The sequence below is a fragment of the Methylocystis borbori genome, assembly GCF_036576025.1.
GTDB lineage: Bacteria > Pseudomonadota > Alphaproteobacteria > Rhizobiales > Beijerinckiaceae > Methylocystis > Methylocystis borbori.
Genome location: NZ_JAZHYN010000038.1, coordinates 1 through 22,771 on the forward strand (window position 1 = coordinate 1; position 22,771 = coordinate 22,771).

Genomic DNA, 22,771 nt, shown 5'->3' on the forward strand with positions numbered 1-22,771 from the left:
TGCTCGGCGCGCGGGCCGTCATCCTCCTCGCCGAGATCGCGCGCATAGGGCCGCGCGCCGCCGCCCGGCGGCGCGTAATCCGGTTCGCCCCCCGGCCCGCGGTCGTAGCCTCTGTCGTACATCGGCGGCGGCCCCAGTCGGACCGCGCGCAGAATTCGTCCCTCATAGGGGTCGATGATGAAGCGCATCTCCCCCTCGCGGCGGTTCACGCCCATCGCGACGATCTGCTCGCCGCGATGGCCGAGCGGCCCGACGAGACGGAAGCCTTCTCGCCCCAATATGCCGGCGACAGCGCGCCGCGAGGCGTAGAGCGGCGTCTCCTCCGGCGCTTCGGAACGATAGGCGAAGCCGAAGGGACGGAAGAAGAATTGCGCCGAAGCCTGCTGCGGCGCGAAGACGCTCGCGGCCGCAATCCCGAACGCCAGCGGCAGCGACGCTTTCCAACCTGATGACGGCATTGTTTGGTCCTTGTTTCGCCCTCTCGGCTGGAGAGGATGCTCGGACAGGATTGCGGCGAGCATGGGACGGCCAGGAGGTTTAGCGTTCCGGCGCCTCGAACTTCATGCGATTGCTTGTCACTTCACCGTAAATCTGGCAGTAAAACAGCCCGCCGATATGTCAGCTATGCTGACCTTAAGCGGCGCTCGCTTTCGCAAGCTCTTGTTCCGTTTCATGATGTCCGCCCCGCCGGGGCGGGTAGGCAGAGAGTGAGACGGAATTCTCAAGGGTGGCGCGCCCCTTGCCTCTATCAAGGCGGGCGGCGGCGAAGGCGTCGAGGGAATTTGCAACCGCCGTTGCGAACCGGCGTTTGGGTCTTAGGCTGCGCATGACGATTTTCGGTCGCGCGCGGAACGGTTTATGGTTCGATGAGGGGGCAAGGCGCGCGCACGCAAGAGGCGTCGGACTTGTCGAGGAGACGCCGAAATGACGAAAGCCGTGGAGCATTTCGCCGAAGCCGCGCAGCCGCCGCTCGGCCGCGATCCCGCTCTTCCGCAAGCGCAAGGGCTTTACGATCCCGCCAAGGAGCATGACTCCTGCGGCGTCGGCTTCGTCGCCAACATGCGCAACGAAAAAAGCCACGCCATCGTCGAGATGGGCTTGCGCATCCTCCTGAACCTCGACCATCGCGGCGCCGTCGGCGCCGATCCTAAACTCGGCGACGGCTGCGGCATTCTCGTGCAGATCCCGCATGAATTCTTCAAGGCGGAATGCGCCGGGCTCGGCATCGCGCTGCCCGCCGCCGGCGATTACGCGATCGGCCAATATTTCATGCCCCGCGACCCCGGAACCCGCGCCAAGGCGCGCGGCATTGTCGAAGCGGCGGCGAAGGACGAGGGCCTCGTCGTTCTCGGCTGGCGCGATCTTCCCGTCGATTCGAGCGATCTCGGCAAGGCGGTGAAGGCGGTCGAGCCGCATCATGCGCAGATTTTCGTCGGCCGTGGCCCCGGCGTCGTCGATTCCGACGATTTCGAGCGGCGCATCTATCTCGCGCGCAAGGCCGCCTCGAACGAAATCTATACGCTCGGCAATGGCGGGCGCGAGTTCTACGCGGTGTCGGTCTCTTCGCGCACCATCGTTTACAAGGGCATGGTGCTCGTCTCGCAGCTCGGGGAATATTTCCTCGATCTCAAGGACGCGCGTTTCATCTCGTCGCTGGCGCTCGTGCATCAGCGCTTCGCGACCAACACTTTTCCGTCCTGGCGGCTCGCGCATCCTTACCGCTTCGTCGCGCATAACGGCGAGATCAACACGCTGCGCGGCAATCTCAACTGGATGGCCGCGCGGCAGGCGTCGGTCTCCTCGCCGCTATTCGGCAATGGCATCAGCAAGCTGTGGCCGATCTCCTATGAAGGCCAGTCGGACACCGCCTGTTTCGACAATGCGCTCGAATTCCTTGTCCGCGGCGGCTATTCGCTCGCCCATGCGGTGATGATGCTGATTCCCGAAGCCTGGGCCGGCAATCCGCTGATGGACGCCGACCGCAAGGCTTTTTACGAGCATCACGCCGCGCTGATGGAGCCGTGGGACGGCCCCGCCGCCATGGCTTTCACCGACGGGCGCCAGATCGGCGCGACGCTCGACCGCAACGGCCTGCGTCCCGCGCGCTATCTCGTCACCGACGAAGGCCTCGTCGTCATGGCTTCCGAGATGGGCGTTCTGCCGATCCCGGAAGAGAAGATCGTCGCCAAATGGCGTCTGCAGCCTGGCAAGATGCTGCTCGTTGATTTGGAGCAGGGCCGCATCGTTTCGGACGACGAAATCAAGAAGGAATTGTCGAGCTCGCATCCTTATAAGGAATGGCTGGCGCGCACCCAGATTCAGCTCGAAGACCTGAAGCCCGTCGAAGCGCGGCCGGCGCGCGCCGACGTGTCGCTACTCGATCGCCAGCAGGCCTTCGGCTACACGCAGGAAGATCTCGATCTCCTCGTCTTCCCCATGGCGGTGACGGGGCAGGAGGCGGTCGGCTCCATGGGCACGGACACGCCCGTCTCGCCGCTCTCCGACAAGGAGAAGCTGCTTTACACCTATTTCAAGCAGAACTTCGCGCAGGTGACCAATCCGCCGATCGATCCGATCCGCGAGGAGCTGGTCATGAGCCTCGTCTCCTTCATCGGTCCGCGGCCCAACATCCTCGACCATGAAGGCTCGGCGAACAAGAAGCGGCTCGAAGTGCGCCAGCCGATCTTGACGAGCGCGGACCTCGAGAAGATTCGCTGGATCGGCATGGTCGAAGACAGTTTCGACACGAAGACGATCGAGATCAGCTACGACGCCGCCAAGGGCGCCGAGGGCATGCGCGACGCCTTGAAGCGCCTCTGTCAGCGCGCCGAGGAGGCGGTGACGGGCCGCTACAACATCATCATCCTGTCGGACCGGATGGTGGGCCCGGACCGTATTCCGATCCCGGCGCTGCTCGCGACCGCCGCCGTGCATCATCATCTGATCCGCAAGGGGCTGCGCACCTCTGTCGGCCTTGTCGTCGAGACGGGAGAGGCGCGCGAAGTGCATCATTTCGCCTGTCTCGCGGGCTATGGCGCCGAGGCGATCAATCCTTATCTCGCTTTCGACACGATCGAGGCTTCGGCGGCGGAGTTTCCGCCGGAGGTCGACGCCGACACGGCGGTGAAGCGCTACATCAAGGCGGTCGACAAGGGGCTGCTGAAGGTGATGTCCAAGATGGGCATCTCCACCTATCAGTCCTATTGCGGCGCGCAGATTTTCGACGCCGTCGGGCTTGCGCAGAGCTTCGTCGACGAATTCTTCACCGGCACGACGACGCGCATCGAGGGCGTCGGCCTGGAAGAGATCGCGCGCGAGACGGTGCGCCGGCATCGCCTCGCCTTCAGCGACGCCCCCGTCTATCGCGACGCGCTGGACGTGGGCGGCGATTACGCCTTCCGCATCCGGGGCGAGGCGCATAGCTGGACGCCGCAGACCATATCGCTGTTGCAGCATGCGGTGCGCGGCAATGCGCGGGACAAATATCGCGCCTTCGCCAGGCAATTGAACGAGCAGGACGAGAAGCTCTTGAACCTGCGCGGCCTCTTCCGCATCAAGGGCGCGGAGGAGGATGGCCGCACGCCCGTCCCGCTCGACGAGGTCGAGTCCGCGGCCGAGATCGTTAAGCGCTTCTCGACCGGCGCCATGTCCTTCGGCTCGATTTCGCGCGAGGCGCATACGACGCTCGCCATCGCCATGAACCGCATCGGCGGCAAGTCGAATACGGGCGAGGGCGGCGAGGAGCCGGACCGCTTCAAGCCGCTGCCGAACGGCGACTCGATGCGCAGCGCCATCAAGCAGGTGGCCTCGGGGCGCTTCGGCGTGACGACCGAATATCTCGTCAACGCCGACATGATCCAGATCAAGATGGCGCAGGGCGCGAAGCCCGGCGAAGGCGGCCAATTGCCGGGCGACAAGGTGGACGCCGTCATCGCCAAGGTGCGCCATTCGACGCCGGGCGTCGGCCTCATCTCGCCGCCGCCGCATCACGACATTTATTCGATCGAGGATTTGGCGCAGCTCATTTTCGATTTGAAGAACGCCAATCCGAAAGCCAATGTGTCGGTGAAGCTCGTCTCGGAGGTCGGCGTCGGCACGGTCGCCGCCGGCGTCTCCAAGGGCCGCGCCGACCATGTGACGATCTCGGGCTTTGAGGGCGGCACCGGCGCATCGCCGCTGACCTCGATCAAGCACGCCGGCAGCCCCTGGGAGATCGGGCTCGCCGAGACGCATCAGACGCTTGTGCTGAACCATTTGCGCTCGCGCATCGCCGTTCAGGTCGATGGCGGCCTGCGCACCGGCCGCGACGTCGTAATCGGCGCGCTGCTCGGCGCGGACGAATTCGGCTTCGCCACCGCGCCGCTTATCGCGGCGGGCTGCATCATGATGCGCAAATGCCATCTCAATACCTGCCCGGTCGGCGTCGCGACGCAGGACCCGGTGCTGCGCAAGCGCTTCGTCGGCCAGCCCGAGCATGTCATCAACTTCTTCTTCTTCGTCGCGGAGGAGACGCGCGAGCTGATGGCCGCCATGGGCTATCGGCGCTTTGACGAGATGGTCGGGCAGATGCAGATGCTCGACAAGGACAAGGCCATCGCCCATTGGAAAGCGCAAGGCCTCGACTTTACGAAGCTTTTCCACAAGCCAGAGGGCGAAGGCGGCGCCATCCGCCATAGCCAGACGCAGGATCACGGGCTCGACAAGGTTCTCGACAACAAGCTCATCGCCGAGGCGCGCGCGGCGCTCGATCGCGGCGCCAAAGTCTCGATCGAGACGCCGATCCGCAATGTGGATCGCGCCACCGGCGCGATGCTCTCGGGCGAACTCGCGCGCATCTACGGCCATGCGGGCCTGCCCGAGGACACGATCGACATTCGCGCGACGGGCACCGCGGGCCAGAGCTTCGGGGCCTTTCTCGCGCGCGGCGTGACGCTGCGGCTCGAAGGCGAGGCCAACGACTATGTCGGCAAGGGCCTCTCGGGCGGCAAGCTCATTATTTACCCTTCGCGCGAGGCGAAGCAGATCGAGCCGTCGAAGTCGATCATCGTCGGCAATACGGTGCTCTACGGCGCGATCGCCGGCGAATGCTATTTCCGCGGCGTCGGCGGCGAACGTTTCGCGGTGCGCAATTCCGGCGCGATCGCCGTCGTCGAGGGCGTAGGCGATCACGGCTGCGAATATATGACCGGCGGCGTCGTGGTGGTGCTCGGCGAGACGGGCCGCAATTTCGCGGCGGGCATGTCGGGCGGCATCGCCTATGTTCTCGACGAGGACGAGAGCTTTTCGACCCGCTGCAACCTCGCCATGGTCGACCTCGAGCCGGTGCGCGACGAGGAAGCCGCCATGACCGAGACCTATCACCAGTCGGGCGATCTCGAAGGCCATGGCCGCGTCGACGTGATGAGCGACATGACGCGCTATGACGCCGAACGCCTGCGCCAGCTCATCGCCAATCATTTGCGCTATACGGGCTCGACGCGCGCGCGCGTCATTCTCGACGACTGGCCGAATTACATGGCGAAGTTCCGCAAGGTGATGCCGGTCGAATATCGCCGCGCGCTGAACGAACTCAACGCCCGCAAGAACCAGCCGGAGAAGCTGAAGGCCGCCGGGGAGTAAGAGCCGCCGGGCTCTCCAGCACGGTCGTCATGCTCCACTTCAAACGTAAGGATTTCTTATCCTCAATCCTTCGACGACATGCCCGTCGTGCAAATCCTCGGTATAGAGCGTCTTGCAGCCGGCAAGCTGAGCCGCTGCAACGATCATCGCATCGTAGATCGAGAAATTGTGCCGCTGCGCCAGCGCAAGTCCACGCTCATGCGTCTCCAAGGTGAGGGGAGCGACCGAGCAAACCGAATGAATTGCATCAAGGCTCAATCGAATGCTCGGCCAAGACATTTTTCGTTTGAGCCGCGCAACATTCGCGAATTCGTTCAAAACTTGGACGCTCACGACGCCGCCTTGCGCCAATAATTTTGCCGAGCGTTTCGCTTTGTCTTCCTCAAAAGACACATAGTAGATCAAGACGTTCGTGTCGAAAAAAGCGTCAGCGGCGGGCATTGGCTTCTTCGCGGTCGAACTTGAAATCCGCCGGGAACTTATCGCGAATTTCTTTCACCCGCGCGAGCAACTCCTCCGCCGAGGGCCGTTTCTCAGCCGCGACTTCGACTGCTTTTTGTCCTTTCACCGTAAGTGAAAGTTCGTCGCCCTCTTTCAAGCCGAGTTCATGAACGAGTTTCGCGGGCAGCCGTACGGCGAGGCTGTTCCCCCACTTGGCGATGCGCATCGCGGACCTCTAGATATACTTTTTTTGAACTGTATATCTAGGCGTCGTTCACGCGTGCGTCAATCTCATGCCCCCGCGCTTGACGGCGCGTCGGCGAAAGCGTTTAGAACCATTGGAAATCGCGCGGAAGGCTGACAAGCAATATGGGCAAGGTGACGGGTTTTCTCGAGATCGACCGGCAGGACCGCAAATATAAGCCGGCGGCTGACCGCATTCGCCATTATCGCGAATTCGTCATCCCGCTGTCGGACGAGACGACCCGCAATCAGGCCTCGCGCTGCATGGATTGCGGCATTCCCTTTTGCCACAATGGCTGTCCGGTCAATAATCAGATCCCGGACTGGAACGACCTCGTCTATCACGGCGACTGGCGCCGCGCGCTGCTTAACCTGCATTCGACCAATAACTTCCCGGAATTCACCGGCCGCGTCTGCCCGGCGCCTTGCGAGGCCTCCTGCACCCTGAACCTTCAGGAGCAGCCGGTGACGATCAAGACGATCGAATGCGCGATCGTCGACCGCGGCTTTTCGGAAGGCTGGATTCTTCCGGAGCCGCCCAAGCGCAAGACCGGCAAGAAAATCGCCATCGTTGGGTCCGGCCCCGCGGGGCTCGCCGCGGCGCAGCAGCTCGCGCGCGCCGGCCATGACGCCCATGTTTATGAAAAGAACGCCAAGGCCGGCGGCCTGCTGCGCTATGGCATTCCCGACTTCAAAATGGAGAAGCATCTGATAGACCGCCGCGTCGCGCAAATGGAGGCTGAAGGCGTTCAGTTCCATTATGGCGTCCATGTCGGCGTCGATCTCTCGGCGGCGGAATTGATCCAGGGCCATGACGCGGTCGTTCTCGCCGGCGGGGCCGAGCAGCCGCGCGACCTCCCGGTTCCGGGCCGCGAATTGCGCGGCGTGCATTTCGCCATGGATTTTCTGCCGCAGCAGAATCGGCGCGTCTCCGGCGAGCCGCTCACGACGAATGAGCCTATTCTCGCGACGGGCAAGCATGTCATCGTCATCGGCGGCGGCGACACGGGCTCCGACTGCATCGGCACCTCTGTGCGGCAGGGCGCGCTGTCCGTCACCCAGCTCGAAATCATGCCGCGCCCGCCGGAGCGGGAAAACAAGCTTCAGACCTGGCCGGACTGGCCATTGAAGCTGCGGACCTCCTCGTCGCATGACGAGGGATCGTCACGGGAATTCTCCGTGCTGACGAAGGAGTTTCAGGGCAAGGACGGCGTCGTCAAGGCGCTCCGCTGCGTGCGCGTCGACGGCAAGATGCAGGAGGAGCCGGGCAGCGAATTCACGCTGAAGGCCGATCTCGTGCTGCTCGCCATGGGCTTCGTCTCGCCGGTGCGCGAAGGGCTCATCGAAGAGCTCGGCGTCGAACTTGACGCGCGCGGGAATATCGCGGCGGATACGCGCGCCTATCAGTCGTCGCGCGAGAAAATCTTCGCTTGCGGAGACATGCGGCGCGGACAATCGCTCGTCGTCTGGGCCATTCGCGAGGGACGGCAATGCGCCCACGCGGTCGACGCCCTGCTGATGGGCGAAAGCAATCTGCCAAGGTGAGGAAGAATGGTCAGCGAAAAATTGAATCTCTGGTATTGCGACACTTTCGTCGCCGTGCCTTGGCAGTTCTTCTTTTTGATTCTGCCGCTCTTTGGCGCGTTCCTCTACGGTCAGGAGAAATACAGGCTCGCCTGGACCCTGATCGGCATATGGATCTTCATTCAGCTGACCTTCTCGGCGCTCACCAATTTCGTCTTTAGCTGCTCGCTGGAATAAAAAGGCCCCGGAACTCCGGGGCCTTCGTCATTCTCTTATAGGCGCCGATTACAGCACGTTCACCGCCGTGCCGACCTTCACGCGGCTGTAGAGGTCGGTGACGTCCGTGTTCAGCATGCGGATGCAGCCGGAAGAAACCGCCTGGCCGATGCTCCACGGCTCGTTCGAGCCATGAATGCGGAACATGGTGTCGCGATCGCCGGAGAAGAGATACATGGCCCGCGCGCCCAGCGGATTGTCTTCGCCGCCGGCCATATGGCGCGGCAGGTCGGGGCGGCGCTTCAGCATGGCCGCGGGCGGCGTCCAGTCCGGCCACGCCTCCTTGCGGCCGACATGGGTGCGTCCCTTCCAGGTGAAGCCGTCGCGCCCGACGCCGACGCCATAGCGCACCGCCTCGCCGTTCGGCAGCGACAGATAGAGATAGCGGTTCTTGGTGTCGACGGTGATCGTGCCGGGGCGCTCATTGGTCGGATCGGCGACGATCTCGCGGGTCGTCGAGGGATATTCGCGCGCCAGCTTCTGGTCTTCCTGCTCGCCGTAAGCGCCCTGCTGGTCCTGCCCGCCGTAATAAGCCTGCTGCTGATCCTGCGCGCCGTAATAAGCCTGCTGCTCGCGCCCGTCATTGTAATAGGCGGTCATTTCCTCGTTCTGCCCCTGCGGGTTGAAAAGCGCCTCGAAAAAGGAACGCTCCTTCGCCTGGACGGCGGTAGAGGCTAGCCCGGTCGCGGCGGCGAGAGCGGCGACGGCGAGAAAGCGGCTGGCGTCGAATTTCGTTTGGCGGGACATAATCGCGGGCTCCACAGTTCCTCTGTTGTGCAGAGAGAATGCAGAACCCCACGCAATCGTTCCGTGCGCAGGCGCACAAATCGTCAGCGTTGCAGAGAATCTTCCGCGGCGGGGGCGGGCGGGCGCCAGCGATAATCGTCGGCGCGGTTGGGACGCGGATTCTGGTCGCCGCCCTGGACGAAGATATGGCGGGCGAGCGCTTGCGCGGGCGCAGGGGAATCGGTCGCCCGCACAGGCGTTCGCTTCGCGAGCTCCGTGGCCGCTCCCGCGCCGGTCAATTGCTGCGTCGGTCCGATCGCGGGGCGGTCGGGAAGAGCCGGCGCGGCCGAGGGTCCGGAGGCGACCGGCGGACGGAACACCAAAGGCTCTCCGGGCGTCGCGACGGCGGCGGCGGGCCGGCGGGGCTCGAAACGCGACGGCGGCGGCGTCTCCCGGTCGACCCGCACGCCCAAGACCGAACGGAGTTTCCAGATGACGAAAACCGCGAGCACCGCGAAAACGATAAGGGATGGGTCGAAAAGATCGCCGCCCGCCGGCATTTGCTTACTCCCGCCTAAATTTGTCGTCGGCTATCATGTCGACGCGCGCCTGTCACGAATCAAGGGGGCGCGTCCTTGACGCCAGCGCGGCGGGCGGCCGGGGGAAAGCCGGATCATCACATGAAATCAAAGCTTATCGCCCTGGTCCTCGCGGCATGGATCGCGCTGGAGATTCTCGCTTTCGCGCTTATCGTCCACGCCGTCGGGATTTTCGCCGCGATCGCGCTCGACTTAGCCGCCTCGCTCTTCGGGCTCGCCGAGGCGAGGGGGTTGCTCCCTTATTTGCGCGGACGCCTGACGCGGCCGAAGACCGAGCGGCAGAGCGGCGAGACGTTTGACGGGGCGTTGCAGGCGCTCGGGTCGCTGCTTTTGATCTTGCCGGGCCTCGCCTCGGATTTCGTCGGACTGGCGCTCAAATCCCCTTCGATTCGACAGGGGCTTATCGAGCGGCTCCGGGCGCGCGGCGCCTCGGACCCCCGCCTTATCGACCTCGACCCGCGCGAATGGCGCCATATTCCGCCCCCAGGCGCGCGCCGGCGCGCGCGGTCGCCGCGCGGCGCGGCGAAATAGCGAAGGGCGGCCCCGCGCCTTGTTCGCATGGGAGAGACGTGTTACGCGGGCGCAACTTTTCCGATCAAGACGGCTCGGCTGGGAGGCCCGTAAATGACCGACACCAATGGCAACGGCGCGCAAGAAACGCCGGGCGGGGCTCCGGCTCTGAATGCGCTCGCGCAATATCTGAAGGATTTCTCCTTCGAGAATCCCAATGCGCCGCGCTCGCTCGGCCCACAGGAACAGGCGCCCAATATCGGCATTCAGGTCAACGTCAACGCCAAGCAGCTCGCGGCGACGGATTTCGAAGTGACGCTGACGCTCGACGCCAAGGCCGGCGAGGGCGAGGGCCTGCTTTTCCAGCTCGACCTCGAATATGGCGGCGTCTTTCGGCTGCTGAACATTCCTCAGGAGCAGGTGCATCCGATCGTGATGATCGAATGCCCGCGCCTGCTCTTTCCCTTCGTGCGCCAGATCGTCGCCGAGGCGACGCGGCAGGGCGGCTATCCGCCGCTCTATATCGACCCAATCGACTTCGTCGCGCTCTATCAGCAGAAGGCGGCGGAAGCCGCCGGTCAGGCATCGGCCCAGCCGAACTGACGCCTTATCTGCATCAACTACGCTTATGTCATTCCCGGTCAGTCCTTCGGCCTGCCGGGAATGACAAACCCCAGCATCTGGCGTCGCAGGCGTCAGTCTTTCCGCGAGAGATAGCGATCCCAGATCGGCGCCTTCATCGTCGCGATGAAGGCCGAATGGGCTTCTTCCTCGGCGGCGCTGAGGCGCGGCGCGAGCGGTTCGGGACGCGCACGAATCAGATCGCCGCCGGACGCCGCGACGCGCACGGCCTGAACCGTCTGCAGGGAAAGCGCGGCCTGGCGCCCGCCGCAGAGCTCCGCATAGACTTCCGCAAGGAGATTAGCGTCGAGCAGCGCGCCATGCTTGTCGCGGCGCGAGAGATCAATGGCGTAGCGCTGGCACAGAGCGTCGAGCGAATTCGGCCCGCCAGGATGGCGGCGACGCGCCATGGCGAGCGTGTCGATGACGCGCGCCGAATTTAAGGGCGGCAGGCTGAGAATCGCGAGTTCGGCGTTGAGGAAGCGCGTATCAAATTCGGCGTTGTGAATGACGAGCGGCGCGTCCTCGATGAAGTCGAGGAATTCGACGGCGATCTCGGCAAAGACCTTGTGCTGCGCGAGAAACTCACGCGAGAGGCCGTGCACGCGAAAGGCTTCTTCCGGCATGTCGCGCTGCGGATCGATATAGCGATGGAAATAGCGGCCGGTGGGAATGAGATTGGAGATTTCAACCGCGCCGATCTCCACGACGCGATGGCCGCTCGCGGGATCGAGGCCGGTCGTTTCGGTATCGAGAACGATCTCGCGCATATCACTTGTCCAAACGCGCTTGAAGCGCCTTTACGATATTTCGCACCTCTTCGCGCGCAGCGTCCATCCCCTTGTCCGTATGCACGATGAAATCGGCGCGGGCGCGCTTTTGCGAATCAGGCGTCTGCTTCCTTAAGATGGCGGCGAATTTCTCTTCCGTCATGCCGGAACGCGCCAAGACGCGCGCCTTTTGCACAGTTTCCGGCGCAGTGACGACGACGATCGCGTCGACATCCTTTTCGCCCCCGGTCTCGAACAGCAGCGGGATGTCGAAGACGATGATGCGATCGCCTTTCGCCTCACGCTCTTTCACCAGAGCGTCGCGCGCCGCGAAGACGAGCGGGTGGACGATCGCCTCCAGCCGTTTCAGCGCGGCGGAATCGTCGAGCACGCGGGCGGCGAGCCTCGCGCGATCGACGACGCCATCGACGGCGACGCCCGGAAAGGCGCGCTCGATCGCCGCGACCGCCGCGCCGCGATAAAGATCATGCACGAGTTTGTCGGAATCGAGCACCGTGATCCCTTCGGCGCGGAACATGTCGGCGGTCGTCGATTTCCCCATGCCGATGGAGCCGGTCAGCCCGACGCGCAGCATTTTCCTGTCGCTCATGCGAGCAGCGCTCCCTCGCGGCGCAGCGCCTCGAAGAGCGGGATAAGCGGCAGGCCCATGATCGTCCAATGGTCGCCTTCGACCTTTGAAAAGAGCTGCGCGCCAAGGCCTTCGATCTGATAGACGCCGGCGGAAGCGAGCGCCAAATCGCCCATCTCCTCGAGATAGGCCGAGATGAATGTTTCGCTCAAATGTCGCATGGTGAGATCGGCAGGGGCGACTGTCTCGAATAGCATGACGCCGTCGCGCATCAGCGCGATCGCCGAATGCAGCCGATGCCGCTTGCCTGACAGAAAGCGCAACAGCTCCGCCGCTTCCCTTCTATCGACGGGCTTGCCGAAAATGCGCCCCTCACAGCTCGCGACCTGATCGGCGCCGAGCACGAGCCGCCCCGGCGCGGCGATGACGCGAGCCTTCGCCGCGGCGAGAGTCGAAGCGATGGCGTCGGCGCCCGCTCCTTTAAGCCCCGCTTCGATCCCGCGTTCGTCGATTTCCGCCGGAATCGATTCGAATGGGATTGCGGCCTGGCTCAGCGCCGCGCGACGCCCAGCGCTTTTCGACGCGAGAACGAGCGGCGCGGACTCGCGCCAGAAAGGCGAAGAGGGACCTTTCGTCATGGCGGACTTATAGGACCCGGGGTCCACACCGAAACGGCGAGAGCGGAAGAACGGGGACAAATGCTCTTCGGTTCGCCGCGCTTTTCTGTCATCGGGCATATCCGGCTTGAACGATCAACAGGCGACGCCCTGTCGATCCGAGCAGACCAATAATGGAAAGCAGCGAGGATTCACAGGCAGTCCACAATCGAAGGCCGCGGAAACGCGACATATAGAGATGATTTTTAATGGGCTTTCGATTTATCCCGCAACTTTCGCCTGCGAGGCGCTCAGGCCGTCTCCCTGTGGGCGAAAAGTTAATGGAAATTAACCAATGCGTCGCAAGGGTTAATAAATACTGAATCAATCCTTTTAGAATCAATTTTATCTTTAGGACGTTTCGCGCTACCTCGTTTGACCGTGGATGGAGAAGGATGCGGAAGGGGACATGGCGGAGGAGAAGGCGTTGATTTCGGTTCTGCGCGGAAAGGCGCAGGACGTTCCGCCGATCTGGCTGATGCGCCAGGCAGGGCGCTATCTTCCCGAATATCGCGACCTTCGCGCCACCGCGAAAAACTTTCTCGATTTTTGCTATTCGCCACCAAAGGCGGCGGAAGCGACCTTGCAGCCGATCCGACGTTTTGCCTTCGACGCGGCCATCCTCTTTTCCGACATTCTCGTCGTGCCCGACGCGATGGGACAGGAAGTCTCTTTCGAGAGCGGCGCGGGACCGCGGCTGAAACCGATCGAAACGCCGGATGAGATCGAACGTCTCGGCGCGTTCAGCATCGAGAAGCTTTCGCCGGTCTTCGAGACGATCGACCGTGTGAAAGGGGCGTTGCCATCCGGCGTCGCTTTCATCGGTTTTTGCGGCGCGCCCTGGACGGTGGCGAGCTATATGATCGCGGGCTGCGGCACGCCGGATCAGGCGCCGGCGCGGCTTTTCGCCTTTCACCATCCCGAAAGCTTCGCGAAATTGATCGACCGGCTTGTCGAGGCCTCGATCGACTATCTCGCCGGACAGCTCGACGCGGGCGTCGAGGTCGTGCAGGTTTTCGACAGTTGGGCGGGGGTGCTGCCGGCGCAGGAATTCCATCGCTGGTCGGCGGAGCCGATAAGGCGGATCGTCGCGGGCGTGAAGGCGCGCCATCCGCAAGCGACGGTTATCGCTTTCGTGCGCGGCGCCGATGCGCGATTGCCACGACTCGCCCAAACGCTCGGCGCAGATGGCTATGGGCTCGACACCGCGCTCGATCCGACTTGGGCCGTCGCGGAAACGGCGCCGAACGTCGCGCTGCAAGGCAATCTCGATCCGCTGGCGCTTGTCGCCGGCGGACCGGCGCTCAATCGCGAAATCGATTTCATTGTCGACGCTTTCAAAGGGCGACCGCATATTTTCAATCTGGGCCACGGCATTCTCCCGCAGACGCCGATCGAACATGTCGAGCGTCTCGTCGCGCGCGTGCGGCGAGAGAGAGCTTGACCATGTATCTTTGGATCAAGGCGCTGCATGTGATCGCCGTCATCTCCTGGATGGCGGGGCTTCTCTATCTGCCGCGGCTCTTCGTCTATCACGCGGAAAGCGGCAAAGGCCCGCAGGCCGAGACCTTCAAGATCATGGAGCGGCGGCTCTATCGCTACATCATGACGCCGGCGATGGCGCTCGCCTGGATCACAGGCCTCTATCTCGCGCTTGAAGGCGCGGCTTTGACGTCGGGATGGTTTCACGCCAAGGCGACATGCGTCATTTTGCTGACCGCCGCGCATCTTCATGACGGCGCGCTCCTGCGCCGTTTCGCGCAGGACGCCAATCTTCATTCGCCGCGCTATTATCGCATCCTCAACGAAATTCCGACGCTTCTGATGATCGGGATCGTCATTCTCGTGATCGTGAAGCCTTTTTGAGGAGAGGCCCGCCGCCCGTCCGGTCAGGGGCGGCGAGCTTGTCTCTTCTTGGATTTTACTTCGCTTTTCCCTTGAGACCGGCCGTTTTCGCGCCGCTAAAAGCCGGCGCCACGCAACTCTTGATTCTCGATTGGAAATTGTCTAAGTGAATCCTATCCCTTCGAGGCTCGTCTCTCTTTAAAGCGGCCCGCCGGAATTTCGCCGGCGCTCCGGGAAGCCCTTTCCCGCTCCGCCGCCGCTCCAGCCCTCTCAACCTTAAGCGACAATACCCAAGGCTCCTCCTTTATGCGGGAAATCAAACTCTCGGACTTGAAAGCCAAGTCCGCCGCCGAACTCCTTGCCTTCGCCGAAGAGCATGAAGTCGAAAACGCGTCGCTCCTGCGCAAGCAGGAGCTGCTCTTCGCGATCCTGAAGCAATTCGCCAGCCGCGACGTTGAAATCGTCGGCGAAGGCGTCGTCGAAGTGCTGCAGGATGGTTTCGGCTTCTTGCGCTCGCCCGACGCGAATTATCTCGCCGGGCCCGACGACATCTATGTCTCGCCCTCGCAAATCCGCAAATTCGGCCTGCGCACCGGCGACACGGTCGAGGGCATGATCCGAAGCCCGAAGGAAGGCGAACGCTATTTCGCGCTTCTCAAGGTCAATACGATCAATTTCGAAGACCCCGAGAAGGTGCGCCATAAGGTTCCCTTCGACAATCTCACGCCCCTCTATCCCGACGAGCGCTTGAAGCTCGAAATCGACGATCCCACGAAGAAGGATCTCTCGTCGCGAGTCATCGATCTCGTCGCGCCGATCGGCAAGGGTCAGCGCGCGCTGGTCGTCGCGCCGCCGCGCACCGGCAAGACCGTGCTCCTGCAGAATATCGCGCAGTCGATCACGACCAACCATCCCGAATGCTATCTGATCGTTCTCTTGATCGACGAGCGTCCAGAAGAAGTCACCGACATGCAGCGCTCGGTGAAGGGGGAGGTTGTCTCCTCGACCTTCGACGAGCCGGCGGTGCGCCATGTTCAGGTCGCGGAAATGGTGATCGAGAAGGCGAAACGCCTCGTCGAACATCGCCGCGACGTAGTGATCCTGCTCGACTCGATCACGCGCCTGGGGCGCGCCTACAACACCGTCGTGCCGTCGTCCGGCAAGGTGCTGACGGGCGGCGTCGACGCCAATGCGCTGCAACGGCCGAAGCGCTTCTTCGGCGCCGCGCGCAATATCGAGGAGGGCGGTTCGCTCACCATCATCGCGACGGCGCTCATCGACACCGGCTCGCGCATGGACGAAGTGATCTTTGAAGAGTTCAAAGGCACCGGCAACAGCGAGATCATTCTCGACCGCAAGGTGGCGGACAAGCGCGTCTTCCCCGCGCTCGACATCACCCGTTCGGGCACCCGCAAGGAAGATCTGCTGGTCGCGCCGGACATTCTCAAGAAGATGTATGTCCTGCGCCGCATCCTCAATCCGATGGGCACGGTGGACGCGATCGAATTCCTGCTCGGCAAGCTGCGCGAGACGAAGCATAATCAGGGTTTCTTCGATTCGATGAATACATAGGCAGAAATGCTGCGAAGCATTTCCTCTTATTGTGCAATGCAGCATTTCGAAGCATAGGTTGCGGCTGAGCGCTGTTTTATTGCCTCGCCTGCAGGAAAGCCTGTAGAGAAAACCGCGTTATTTCATGCGGCTCGCGGACGGCTCAATATGGGCGGCGATACGATTTTCGCGCTGGGGACGGGCGCCGGCCGCGCGGCCATTGCTGTCGTGCGGCTGTCGGGGCCGGATGTGAAGGCGACGCTCGAAGCAATGACGGGGAGGGCGCTTGAGCCCCGCCGCGCCACTTTCGCATTCCTTCGCGATCCCGATACCGGCGAGGCGCTTGATCAAGGCCTCGCGCTCTTCTTTCCCGCCCCGCATTCCGTCACCGGCGAGGATTATGGCGAATTGCATATCCATGGCGGCAGGGCGAGCGTCGAAGCGACGCTTTTGGCCCTTTCCGGCCGGCCCGGCTTGCGCGCGGCGGAGCCCGGAGAATTCGCCCGGCGCGGCTTCGCCAATGGCAAGCTCGATCTCTCGCAAGCCGAGGCGCTCGCTGACCTCATCGACGCGCAGACGCAGGCGCAGCGGCGACAGGCGCTGCGCGTCGCCGGCGGCGCCTTGCGGCGCAAGGTCGAGGGTTGGCGCGCCGCGCTGATCGAGGCGCTGGCGCTGATCGAGACGCAGCTCGATTTCAGCGACGAGGGCGATGTCGGGCTGCTGCCCCGAGAAAAGCTTGCCGCTCTGCTCGCGCCCGTCGCGGAGGAAATCGCAGCGGCGCTGCGCGCGGCGCCGGCCTCGGAGCGCATGCGCGACGGCTTTGCGGTGATGATCCTCGGCCGGCCCAACGCCGGCAAATCGACCTTGCTGAATGCGCTGGCGAGCCGCGACCTCGCGATCGTCTCGCCCATCCCCGGCACGACCCGCGACATGATCGAGGCGCATCTCGATATGGGCGGCCTGCCGGTGACGCTCGTCGATACGGCCGGCCTGCGGGAAGCGGCGGAGGAGATCGAGCGGATCGGCGTCGACCGCACGCTCGCGCGCATCGAGACCGCCGATCTCGCGCTCTGGCTATCGGCCGAGGGGGAAGAGCCGCCGCCGGGCGAAAAGGAAATTCTCTGCATTGCGACGAAGATTGATTTGCGTCCTGCGCCCCATGGCTGGATCGGGGTTTGTGGTTTGGGCGGCGAGGGCCTGCCGGCGCTTGTCGACGCCATCGTCGAGAGGGCCCAAGCGCGGCTTGGCGACGGCGGCGGCGCGCTGATCCTGCGCGAGAGGCATCGCAAAGCGCTCACGGCGGCGCTGTCCGGCGTCGTTGGCGCGGTCGAGCCGGACAAGGACATGGAATTCGCCGCCGAGGATTTGCGCCGCGCCGCCCGAGCGCTCGGGCGCGTCGTCGGCGCGGTCGATGTCGAGGAAATATTGGACGCGGTTTTCTCTCGTTTTTGCATCGGCAAATGAATATGTTTCACGTGAAACAGATGGGCGCATGAAAATATTCGATGTGATCGTCATCGGCGGCGGACATGCCGGCTGCGAGGCGGCGGCGGCCGCCGCGCGCCTGGGCGCCCGCACGGCGCTCGTCACCCAAAATCGCGCCCGCCTCGGCGAAATGTCCTGCAATCCGGCGATCGGCGGGCTCGGCAAGGGCCAGCTCGTGCGGGAGATCGACGCGCTCGACGGGCTGATGGGCCGCGTCGCCGACGCCGCCGGCATCCAGTTCCGTCTCCTCAATCGCTCCAAGGGTCCGGCGGTGCGCGGGCCGCGCGCCCAGGCCGACCGCAAGCTCTATCGCGCCGCCATGCAGGCGGCGCTCGCGGAAACGCCAAATCTCGCCATTCATGAGGAGGAAGTCGAAGACCTTCTCGTCGAAGCGCGAAGCGCCGTGGGCGTTTCGACGCGGGAAGGGGAGCTTCGCGCCGGCGCAATCGTTATCGCGACCGGCACCTTCCTCGGCGGCATGATCCATATTGGCGAGGAGCGCACGCCAGCGGGTCGCATGGGAGACAAGCCCTCTCTCGCCCTCTCGGCGCGCCTGCGCGCGGAAGGCTTCGCCGTTGCGCGCCTCAAGACCGGCACGCCGCCGCGCCTCGACGGCCGCACCATCCGCTGGGAGGCGCTGGAAGCGCAATGGGGCGACCCGGAGCCCGAGCCCTTCTCCTATCTCACGACGAGGATCGAGAACCGCCAGATCGCCTGCGCCATCACCCGCACGACGCAAGAGGCGCACAGGATCATTCGCGACGATTTGCACCGATCGCCCTTGCGCACCGGCGCCATTTCCGGCCCCGGCCCGCGCTATTGCCCCTCGATCGAGGATAAGGTGACGCGCTTTTCCGACCGCGACGCCCATCAGATTTTCCTGGAGCCCGAGGGCCTCGACGACGATACGGTCTATCCCAATGGCGTCTCGACCTCGCTGCCGCGCGCGACCCAACAGGCCTTTATCAACGCCATTCCTGGGCTGGAAGAAGCGCGCATTATGCGGCCGGGCTACGCCATCGAATATGATTACGTCGATCCACGCGAACTGACGGCGTCTTTAGAGACGAAACGCATCGGCGGGCTTTTTTTCGCCGGCCAGATCAATGGCACGACCGGCTATGAGGAGGCGGCGGCGCAGGGAATCGTCGCCGGGTTGAACGCCGCGCGCCATGCGGCGGGTGGGATGCCTGTGATCTTCGACCGCGCCGAGGCCTATCTCGGCGTGATGATCGACGATCTCGTCACGAGGGGCGTGAGCGAGCCCTATCGGATGTTTACGTCGCGCGCGGAATATCGGCTGTCGCTGCGCGCCGACAACGCCGACGAGCGCTTGACGCCGCGCGGGATCGACATCGGCTGCGTGGGCGCGGCGCGCGCGGCGCATTATCGAGATCGCGCCGAGCTTCTGGAGACCGCGCGGGCGCTTCTGCAGGCGCGCGACCTCACCTCGGCGGCGGCATTGCGCCACGGCCTTCCCGTCAATCAGGACGGGCTGCGGCGCAGCGCCTATGCGCTGCTCGCCTTTCCGGGAATTTCGACGGCCCGTCTCGCCGCCATCTGGCCGGAGCTTCAGGAGATCGACGCGGCGACCGCGGAGCGGGTGGAAACCGAGGCGCGCTACGCCGTCTATCTCGATCGCCAGCAGGCCGATATTGACGCATATCGACGCGACGAGGCCCTGGCGCTGCCGGAAGGCCTCGATTATGCGGCCATCGCCGGCCTGTCGGCCGAACTCAGAGGCAAGCTCGCCTTTCTGCGCCCGCGCACCATCGGCCAGGCGCAGCGCATTGACGGCATGACGCCATCGGCGCTCACGTTGCTTGCGGCGCGGGCCCGCCGCGCGTGAGCGGCGAGGCGTCGCGACGGAAAGCCATAGCGCTTTTTCCCGCTCTGCACGAAATCGAGCCAGAGCTGGAAGCCTATGAAGGGCTGCTTCGCCGGTGGCAAAAGACGATCAATCTCGTCGCTGCGGCGACGCTCGAAGACATCTGGATTCGGCATTTCGCCGATTCCGCCCAGGTTCACGCCGCCGCCCCCGAGATCAGGCGCTGGGCCGATATGGGGTCCGGCGCCGGCTTTCCCGGCCTCGTCACCGCGCTGCTATTGAAGCGCGAGTCTGGCGCGCATGTTCATCTCATCGAGAGCGATCAACGCAAGGCCGCCTTTCTGCGCGCTGTTTCACGTGAAACAGAAGCGCCGACTTCCATTCACGCCGAGCGCGCCGAAATCGTCCTTCCGCGCCTCGCTGATAAGATCGAAGGCGTCAGCGCCCGCGCCCTTGCCCCGCTAGAGAATCTGCTGCGCCTCGCCGAGGCCCCGCTCGCGGAAGGCGCCCTTGGCGTGTTTTTAAAAGGGGAAGACTGGGAAGATGAATTGACCGCCGTCGAACGCGCCGGTAATTTTATATGTGAGTCGGCGGAAAGCGGCACCCGCAAGGGCGCGCGAATCGTCGTCGTCCGACATAAGGCTCCCCCATTGTGATCAGTCGCCCGCCGCCGCGCATTTTCGTGCTGGCCAATCAAAAAGGCGGCGTCGGCAAGACCACGACGGCGATCAATCTCGGCACCGCGCTCGCCGCTGTCGGCGAAGACGTCCTGGTCATCGACCTCGACCCTCAGGGCAACGCCTCGACCGGGCTCGGCGTCGACCGGAAAAGCCGAGAGGTTTCCACCTATGACGTGCTGATCGGCGAATCGAGCCTCGCCGACGCCATCGTCGCCACCGCCGTGCCCCGCCTCTCCATCGCCCCTTCGACGCTCGATCTCCTCGGCGTGGAATTGGAGATCGCCAATGACAAGGACCGCGCCTTCAGGTTGAAACGCGCTTTCGCCGAACTCGCCGCCTCGGAACAGCATGAGGGCGAGCGGCGCTATTCCTATATTCTGATCGACTGCCCGCCGTCGCTCAACCTATTGACAATAAATGCTTTAGCGAGCAGCGACGCCGTCGTCGTCCCGCTCCAATGCGAATTTTTCGCGCTCGAAGGCCTCTCCCAGCTCCTGTCGACTGTCGATCAGGTCAAGCAGACGCTCAACCAGAAGTTGTCGATCCATGGCGTCGTTCTGACCATGTATGATCCGCGAAATAATCTCGCGGCCCAGGTCGCCGCCGACGTGCGCCGTTTCATGGGCGAAAAAGTCTATGACACGATGATTCCGCGAAACGTCCGGGTGTCAGAGGCGCCCTCGCATGGCAAGCCGGTGCTGCTCTACGACCTCAAATGTTCGGGAAGCCAGGCTTATCTCAAGCTCGCCTCTGAAGTGATCCAGCGCGAGAAACGGCTGCGCGCGGCCTAAGGGCGGAGCGAGGATCGCGTCTCGAGGAGGATGCTTGAGAAGTAAGTGCGAGGCGTTTCGCCGTTGGAGACGCGCCTATAGGGCGCTCCTCGCGGCGAGGGCGATCGTGTCAAATTAGATTGGCGACTCTGACAAAGAGAAAGGAACACGATTCATGGCGGAGGAACCGCGTCGCCGGCTCGGCCGGGGCCTCGCGGCGCTTCTCGGCGACGCGGCCGAAGATGCGCCGGCCGAGCGCCCCCGCGGCCAGCGCAAGGCGCCGATCGAATTCCTGCGTCCCAATCCGCGCAATCCGCGCATGGCCTTTCGCGAGGAGGATCTCGCCGAACTCGCCGCTTCCATCCGTGAAAAGGGCGTGATCCAGCCGATCGTCGTGCGCGCCCTCGTTGGCGTCGCCGACGCCTATGAGATCATCGCCGGCGAGCGCCGCTGGCGGGCGGCGCAGCTCGCGAGCCTCGCCGAAGTGCCGATCGTCATCCACGAGGCCGACGACAAGGAGGCGCTTGAGCTCGCCATTATCGAGAATGTCCAGCGCGCCGATCTCAATCCGATCGAAGAGGCGAAGGGCTATGAGCGGCTCGGCGCCGAATTCGGATATGCGCATGGCGACATCGCCAAGATCATCGGCAAGAGCCGTTCGCATGTCGCCAATATGATTCGGCTTTTGAACCTGCCCGAAGAGACCCGCAAACTCCTCAGCGAGGGCGCGATTTCGGCGGGCCACGCGCGCGCGCTGCTCGCCGTCGCCGAGCCCGCCGCGATCGCCGCTATTGCGCGGCGGATCGTCGATGAGGGCCTGACGGTGCGCGACGTCGAGCGGCTGGCGCAGGAGAAGGCGCATAAGCCACTGAGCCATGGCCCCCGGCCGCGCAAGGCGAAGGACGCCGATACGCAGGCGATCGAAAAGACGCTCGCCGACGCGCTCGGCATGCGCGTCGATCTGCGTCACGAAGGCGGTAAGGGCGAATTGCGCATTCGCTATGAATCGCTCGAGCAGCTCGATTCGCTCTGCCGCATGTTGAACGGATAATTTCTCTTCGATTGAAGGCGCAAAAAAACCGGCCTCGAAAAGAGGCCGGTTCGTTATTGCAGCAAGCTCTCGGGGTTTTAGTAATTCGCGAGCACCGGCGCCAGCATGCCGCCGCCGAAGCGATAGGTGAGGCCGGCGGAGACGACGAGCGGATCGATCTTCACGGCGGCCTTCACCGGAATGAAGATCGGATTGATCGCGCCGAAGTTCGAATTGGCGATGATATAGGCGTGGGCGTTCGGCTCCATCATGATGTATTTCACATCGACGTTCACGCCCCAATGTTCGTTGAACATATAGTCCGCGCCCGCCTGGCCGACGACGCCCCAGCTCGGGCTGATCGAGGCCGAATAGAAGCTCGCCGTCGCGCCCGGAATGCCGACATTGCTCGCGAAGGAGCCCGGAACGGTGGTGAGGCCCCAGCTGTTGTTGCCGGCGCGCGTGCCCCAGAAGGCGGTGAAATTCACGCCGACGCCGAGATAGGGCTGGAAGGCGCCGAAGTTCGTGAAGTGATATTGCAGCAGCAGCGACGGCGGGAACACCCAGGTGCGGGCGAGGCTCGAGCCGGCCAGAACGCCGGTTCCCTGAATGTGATGGTGAGAGACGCAGCAGATGGCTTCGATCGCCCAGTTCTTGTTCAGGTAATAGGCGACGTCGAGCATCGGAATGACCGACCAGGAGATGCTGGTGGTCGCGCCCGGCACGACGGTGCCCGGGCCGCCGCTGCGCAGCGTCGCGAGGCCGAAGGAGAGCGGGCCGCCCGCGCCCAAAACGACGGGATTGAGAGCGCCAGCGTCGTAAATCGTCGCGCCGCCGTCGAGCGGAATGACGCCGCCGACTTTAAGGCGAACCTGGAAAGGCTGATAAGTATCGACGACTGGCGGCGGCGGCGGAGCCTTGATGCTTGGCAGATCGGCGGCCTGGGCGGAGACGCTCACGGCCCCGATCACAAAAGCGGCGAGCGCGCCGCCAACAAAATTCTTCATC

22 protein-coding genes are annotated in these 22,771 nt (G+C 63.8%); 13 read left to right on the forward strand and 9 right to left on the reverse strand.

All coding sequences use genetic code 11. The annotated features are described in order from the left end of the window. Positions 1-458: hypothetical protein (locus V3H18_RS12280; RefSeq protein WP_332082360.1), on the reverse strand; the 458-nt coding region annotated here is incomplete at its 3' end. A 466-nt stretch (positions 459-924) separates the two neighbouring features. Here V3H18_RS12280 and gltB point away from each other — a divergent pair. Further along, complete coding sequence (gene gltB / locus V3H18_RS12285) at positions 925-5,619, forward strand: glutamate synthase large subunit (RefSeq protein WP_332082361.1); 4,695 nt, start codon at positions 925-927, stop codon at positions 5,617-5,619. A gap of 39 nt (positions 5,620-5,658) precedes the next feature. On the opposite strand, the gene V3H18_RS12290 is transcribed toward gltB, so the two are convergent. After that, positions 5,659-6,060, reverse strand: coding sequence for a PIN domain-containing protein (locus tag V3H18_RS12290; protein WP_332082362.1), 402 nt, complete (start codon positions 6,058-6,060; stop codon positions 5,659-5,661). Next, complete coding sequence (locus tag V3H18_RS12295) at positions 6,047-6,286, reverse strand: AbrB/MazE/SpoVT family DNA-binding domain-containing protein (RefSeq protein WP_332082363.1); 240 nt, start codon at positions 6,284-6,286, stop codon at positions 6,047-6,049. The genes V3H18_RS12290 and V3H18_RS12295 overlap by 14 nt, the downstream gene beginning before the upstream one ends. A gap of 143 nt (positions 6,287-6,429) precedes the next feature. Between V3H18_RS12295 and V3H18_RS12300 the strand changes: the two genes are divergently transcribed. Continuing rightward, the gene (locus V3H18_RS12300; RefSeq protein WP_332082364.1) at positions 6,430-7,848 is read left to right on the forward strand and encodes a glutamate synthase subunit beta; all 1,419 of its coding nucleotides are present in this window, start codon (positions 6,430-6,432) and stop codon (positions 7,846-7,848) included. Positions 7,849-7,854: 6 nt separating this feature from the next. Further along, positions 7,855-8,064 (forward strand): hypothetical protein, encoded by a 210-nt coding sequence (locus V3H18_RS12305; RefSeq protein ID WP_332082365.1) that lies wholly within the window; start codon positions 7,855-7,857, stop codon positions 8,062-8,064. 48 nt (positions 8,065-8,112) lie between these two features. Here the strand turns inward: V3H18_RS12305 and V3H18_RS12310 are convergent, their stop codons facing one another. Together V3H18_RS12310 and V3H18_RS12315 are read right to left on the reverse strand one after the other, a co-directional pair. After that, positions 8,113-8,850, reverse strand: a complete 738-nt coding sequence (locus V3H18_RS12310; RefSeq protein WP_332082366.1) for a L,D-transpeptidase — start codon at positions 8,848-8,850, stop codon at positions 8,113-8,115. 83 nt (positions 8,851-8,933) lie between these two features. Continuing rightward, the gene (locus tag V3H18_RS12315) at positions 8,934-9,389 is read right to left on the reverse strand and encodes a hypothetical protein (protein ID WP_332082367.1); all 456 of its coding nucleotides are present in this window, start codon (positions 9,387-9,389) and stop codon (positions 8,934-8,936) included. A 120-nt stretch (positions 9,390-9,509) separates the two neighbouring features. Here V3H18_RS12315 and V3H18_RS12320 point away from each other — a divergent pair, with 120 nt between their 5' ends. Together V3H18_RS12320 and secB are read left to right on the forward strand one after the other, a co-directional pair. Further along, positions 9,510-9,959 carry an FxsA family protein gene (locus tag V3H18_RS12320; RefSeq protein WP_332082368.1) on the forward strand — a complete coding sequence of 150 codons (450 nt, stop codon included), beginning with the start codon at positions 9,510-9,512 and terminating at the stop codon, positions 9,957-9,959. A gap of 93 nt (positions 9,960-10,052) precedes the next feature. Then, on the forward strand, positions 10,053-10,541 hold the full coding sequence (gene secB, locus V3H18_RS12325; protein WP_332082369.1) for a protein-export chaperone SecB: 489 nt from the start codon (positions 10,053-10,055) through the stop codon (positions 10,539-10,541). Positions 10,542-10,633: 92 nt separating this feature from the next. On the opposite strand, the gene dnaQ is transcribed toward secB, so the two are convergent. Genes dnaQ through V3H18_RS12340 form a run of 3 tightly spaced genes read right to left on the reverse strand, consistent with a single transcriptional unit; the run spans position 10,634 to position 12,556 of the window. Continuing rightward, a complete protein-coding gene (dnaQ, locus tag V3H18_RS12330) occupies positions 10,634-11,329 on the reverse strand; it encodes a DNA polymerase III subunit epsilon (RefSeq protein ID WP_332082370.1) in 696 nt (231 codons plus the stop codon). 1 nt (position 11,330) lies between these two features. Then, on the reverse strand, positions 11,331-11,924 hold the full coding sequence (gene coaE / locus V3H18_RS12335; RefSeq protein ID WP_332082391.1) for a dephospho-CoA kinase: 594 nt from the start codon (positions 11,922-11,924) through the stop codon (positions 11,331-11,333). 11 nt (positions 11,925-11,935) lie between these two features. Further along, positions 11,936-12,556 carry a Maf family protein gene (locus V3H18_RS12340; protein WP_332082371.1) on the reverse strand — a complete coding sequence of 207 codons (621 nt, stop codon included), beginning with the start codon at positions 12,554-12,556 and terminating at the stop codon, positions 11,936-11,938. Positions 12,557-12,983: 427 nt separating this feature from the next. On the opposite strand from V3H18_RS12340, the gene hemE reads away from it, so the two are divergent. The 8 genes from hemE (at position 12,984) to V3H18_RS12380 (ending at position 21,784) form a co-directional block, all read left to right on the forward strand. Next, entirely contained in the window at positions 12,984-14,018 is a 1,035-nt protein-coding gene (hemE, locus tag V3H18_RS12345; RefSeq protein WP_332082372.1) for a uroporphyrinogen decarboxylase, read from the forward strand. 2 nt (positions 14,019-14,020) lie between these two features. Continuing rightward, positions 14,021-14,440, forward strand: a complete 420-nt coding sequence (gene hemJ, locus V3H18_RS12350) for a protoporphyrinogen oxidase HemJ (protein ID WP_332082392.1) — start codon at positions 14,021-14,023, stop codon at positions 14,438-14,440. Positions 14,441-14,725: 285 nt separating this feature from the next. Further along, on the forward strand, positions 14,726-15,991 hold the full coding sequence (gene rho, locus V3H18_RS12355; RefSeq protein ID WP_332082373.1) for a transcription termination factor Rho: 1,266 nt from the start codon (positions 14,726-14,728) through the stop codon (positions 15,989-15,991). A 147-nt stretch (positions 15,992-16,138) separates the two neighbouring features. Further along, positions 16,139-17,434: a tRNA uridine-5-carboxymethylaminomethyl(34) synthesis GTPase MnmE gene (mnmE, locus tag V3H18_RS12360; protein ID WP_332082374.1), complete on the forward strand. Its 1,296-nt coding sequence runs from the start codon at positions 16,139-16,141 to the stop codon at positions 17,432-17,434. A gap of 28 nt (positions 17,435-17,462) precedes the next feature. Further along, positions 17,463-19,304: a tRNA uridine-5-carboxymethylaminomethyl(34) synthesis enzyme MnmG gene (mnmG, locus tag V3H18_RS12365; protein ID WP_332082375.1), complete on the forward strand. Its 1,842-nt coding sequence runs from the start codon at positions 17,463-17,465 to the stop codon at positions 19,302-19,304. Beyond that, complete coding sequence (locus tag V3H18_RS12370) at positions 19,301-19,939, forward strand: 16S rRNA (guanine(527)-N(7))-methyltransferase RsmG (protein WP_332082376.1); 639 nt, start codon at positions 19,301-19,303, stop codon at positions 19,937-19,939. The genes mnmG and V3H18_RS12370 overlap by 4 nt, the downstream gene beginning before the upstream one ends. Then, entirely contained in the window at positions 19,936-20,754 is an 819-nt protein-coding gene (locus tag V3H18_RS12375) for a ParA family protein (protein WP_332082377.1), read from the forward strand. The genes V3H18_RS12370 and V3H18_RS12375 overlap by 4 nt, the downstream gene beginning before the upstream one ends. 154 nt (positions 20,755-20,908) lie before the next feature. Next, complete coding sequence (locus V3H18_RS12380; RefSeq protein ID WP_332082378.1) at positions 20,909-21,784, forward strand: ParB/RepB/Spo0J family partition protein; 876 nt, start codon at positions 20,909-20,911, stop codon at positions 21,782-21,784. 77 nt (positions 21,785-21,861) lie between these two features. Here V3H18_RS12380 and V3H18_RS12385 read toward each other — a convergent pair whose 3' ends face one another. After that, a complete protein-coding gene (locus V3H18_RS12385; protein ID WP_332082379.1) occupies positions 21,862-22,770 on the reverse strand; it encodes an OmpW/AlkL family protein in 909 nt (302 codons plus the stop codon). Between the last annotated feature and the right edge of the window lies 1 nt (position 22,771).

Coding starts and splice junctions, on each gene's coding strand:
- mnmG (WP_332082375.1), top strand. CDS start 17,463: ATGAAAATATTCGATGTGATCGTCATCGGCGGCGGACATGCCGGCTGC.
- hemE (WP_332082372.1), top strand. CDS start 12,984: ATGGCGGAGGAGAAGGCGTTGATTTCGGTTCTGCGCGGAAAGGCGCAG.
- secB (WP_332082369.1), top strand. CDS start 10,053: ATGACCGACACCAATGGCAACGGCGCGCAAGAAACGCCGGGCGGGGCT.
- rho (WP_332082373.1), top strand. CDS start 14,726: ATGCGGGAAATCAAACTCTCGGACTTGAAAGCCAAGTCCGCCGCCGAA.
- V3H18_RS12305 (WP_332082365.1), top strand. CDS start 7,855: ATGGTCAGCGAAAAATTGAATCTCTGGTATTGCGACACTTTCGTCGCC.
- mnmE (WP_332082374.1), top strand. CDS start 16,139: ATGGGCGGCGATACGATTTTCGCGCTGGGGACGGGCGCCGGCCGCGCG.
- coaE (WP_332082391.1), bottom strand. CDS start 11,924: ATGCTGCGCGTCGGGCTGACCGGCTCCATCGGCATGGGGAAATCGACG.
- dnaQ (WP_332082370.1), bottom strand. CDS start 11,329: ATGCGCGAGATCGTTCTCGATACCGAAACGACCGGCCTCGATCCCGCG.
- V3H18_RS12290 (WP_332082362.1), bottom strand. CDS start 6,060: ATGCCCGCCGCTGACGCTTTTTTCGACACGAACGTCTTGATCTACTAT.
- V3H18_RS12315 (WP_332082367.1), bottom strand. CDS start 9,389: ATGCCGGCGGGCGGCGATCTTTTCGACCCATCCCTTATCGTTTTCGCG.
- V3H18_RS12380 (WP_332082378.1), top strand. CDS start 20,909: ATGGCGGAGGAACCGCGTCGCCGGCTCGGCCGGGGCCTCGCGGCGCTT.
- V3H18_RS12385 (WP_332082379.1), bottom strand. CDS start 22,770: ATGAAGAATTTTGTTGGCGGCGCGCTCGCCGCTTTTGTGATCGGGGCC.
- V3H18_RS12340 (WP_332082371.1), bottom strand. CDS start 12,556: ATGACGAAAGGTCCCTCTTCGCCTTTCTGGCGCGAGTCCGCGCCGCTC.
- V3H18_RS12295 (WP_332082363.1), bottom strand. CDS start 6,286: ATGCGCATCGCCAAGTGGGGGAACAGCCTCGCCGTACGGCTGCCCGCG.
- V3H18_RS12320 (WP_332082368.1), top strand. CDS start 9,510: ATGAAATCAAAGCTTATCGCCCTGGTCCTCGCGGCATGGATCGCGCTG.
- V3H18_RS12310 (WP_332082366.1), bottom strand. CDS start 8,850: ATGTCCCGCCAAACGAAATTCGACGCCAGCCGCTTTCTCGCCGTCGCC.
- V3H18_RS12300 (WP_332082364.1), top strand. CDS start 6,430: ATGGGCAAGGTGACGGGTTTTCTCGAGATCGACCGGCAGGACCGCAAA.
- gltB (WP_332082361.1), top strand. CDS start 925: ATGACGAAAGCCGTGGAGCATTTCGCCGAAGCCGCGCAGCCGCCGCTC.
- hemJ (WP_332082392.1), top strand. CDS start 14,021: ATGTATCTTTGGATCAAGGCGCTGCATGTGATCGCCGTCATCTCCTGG.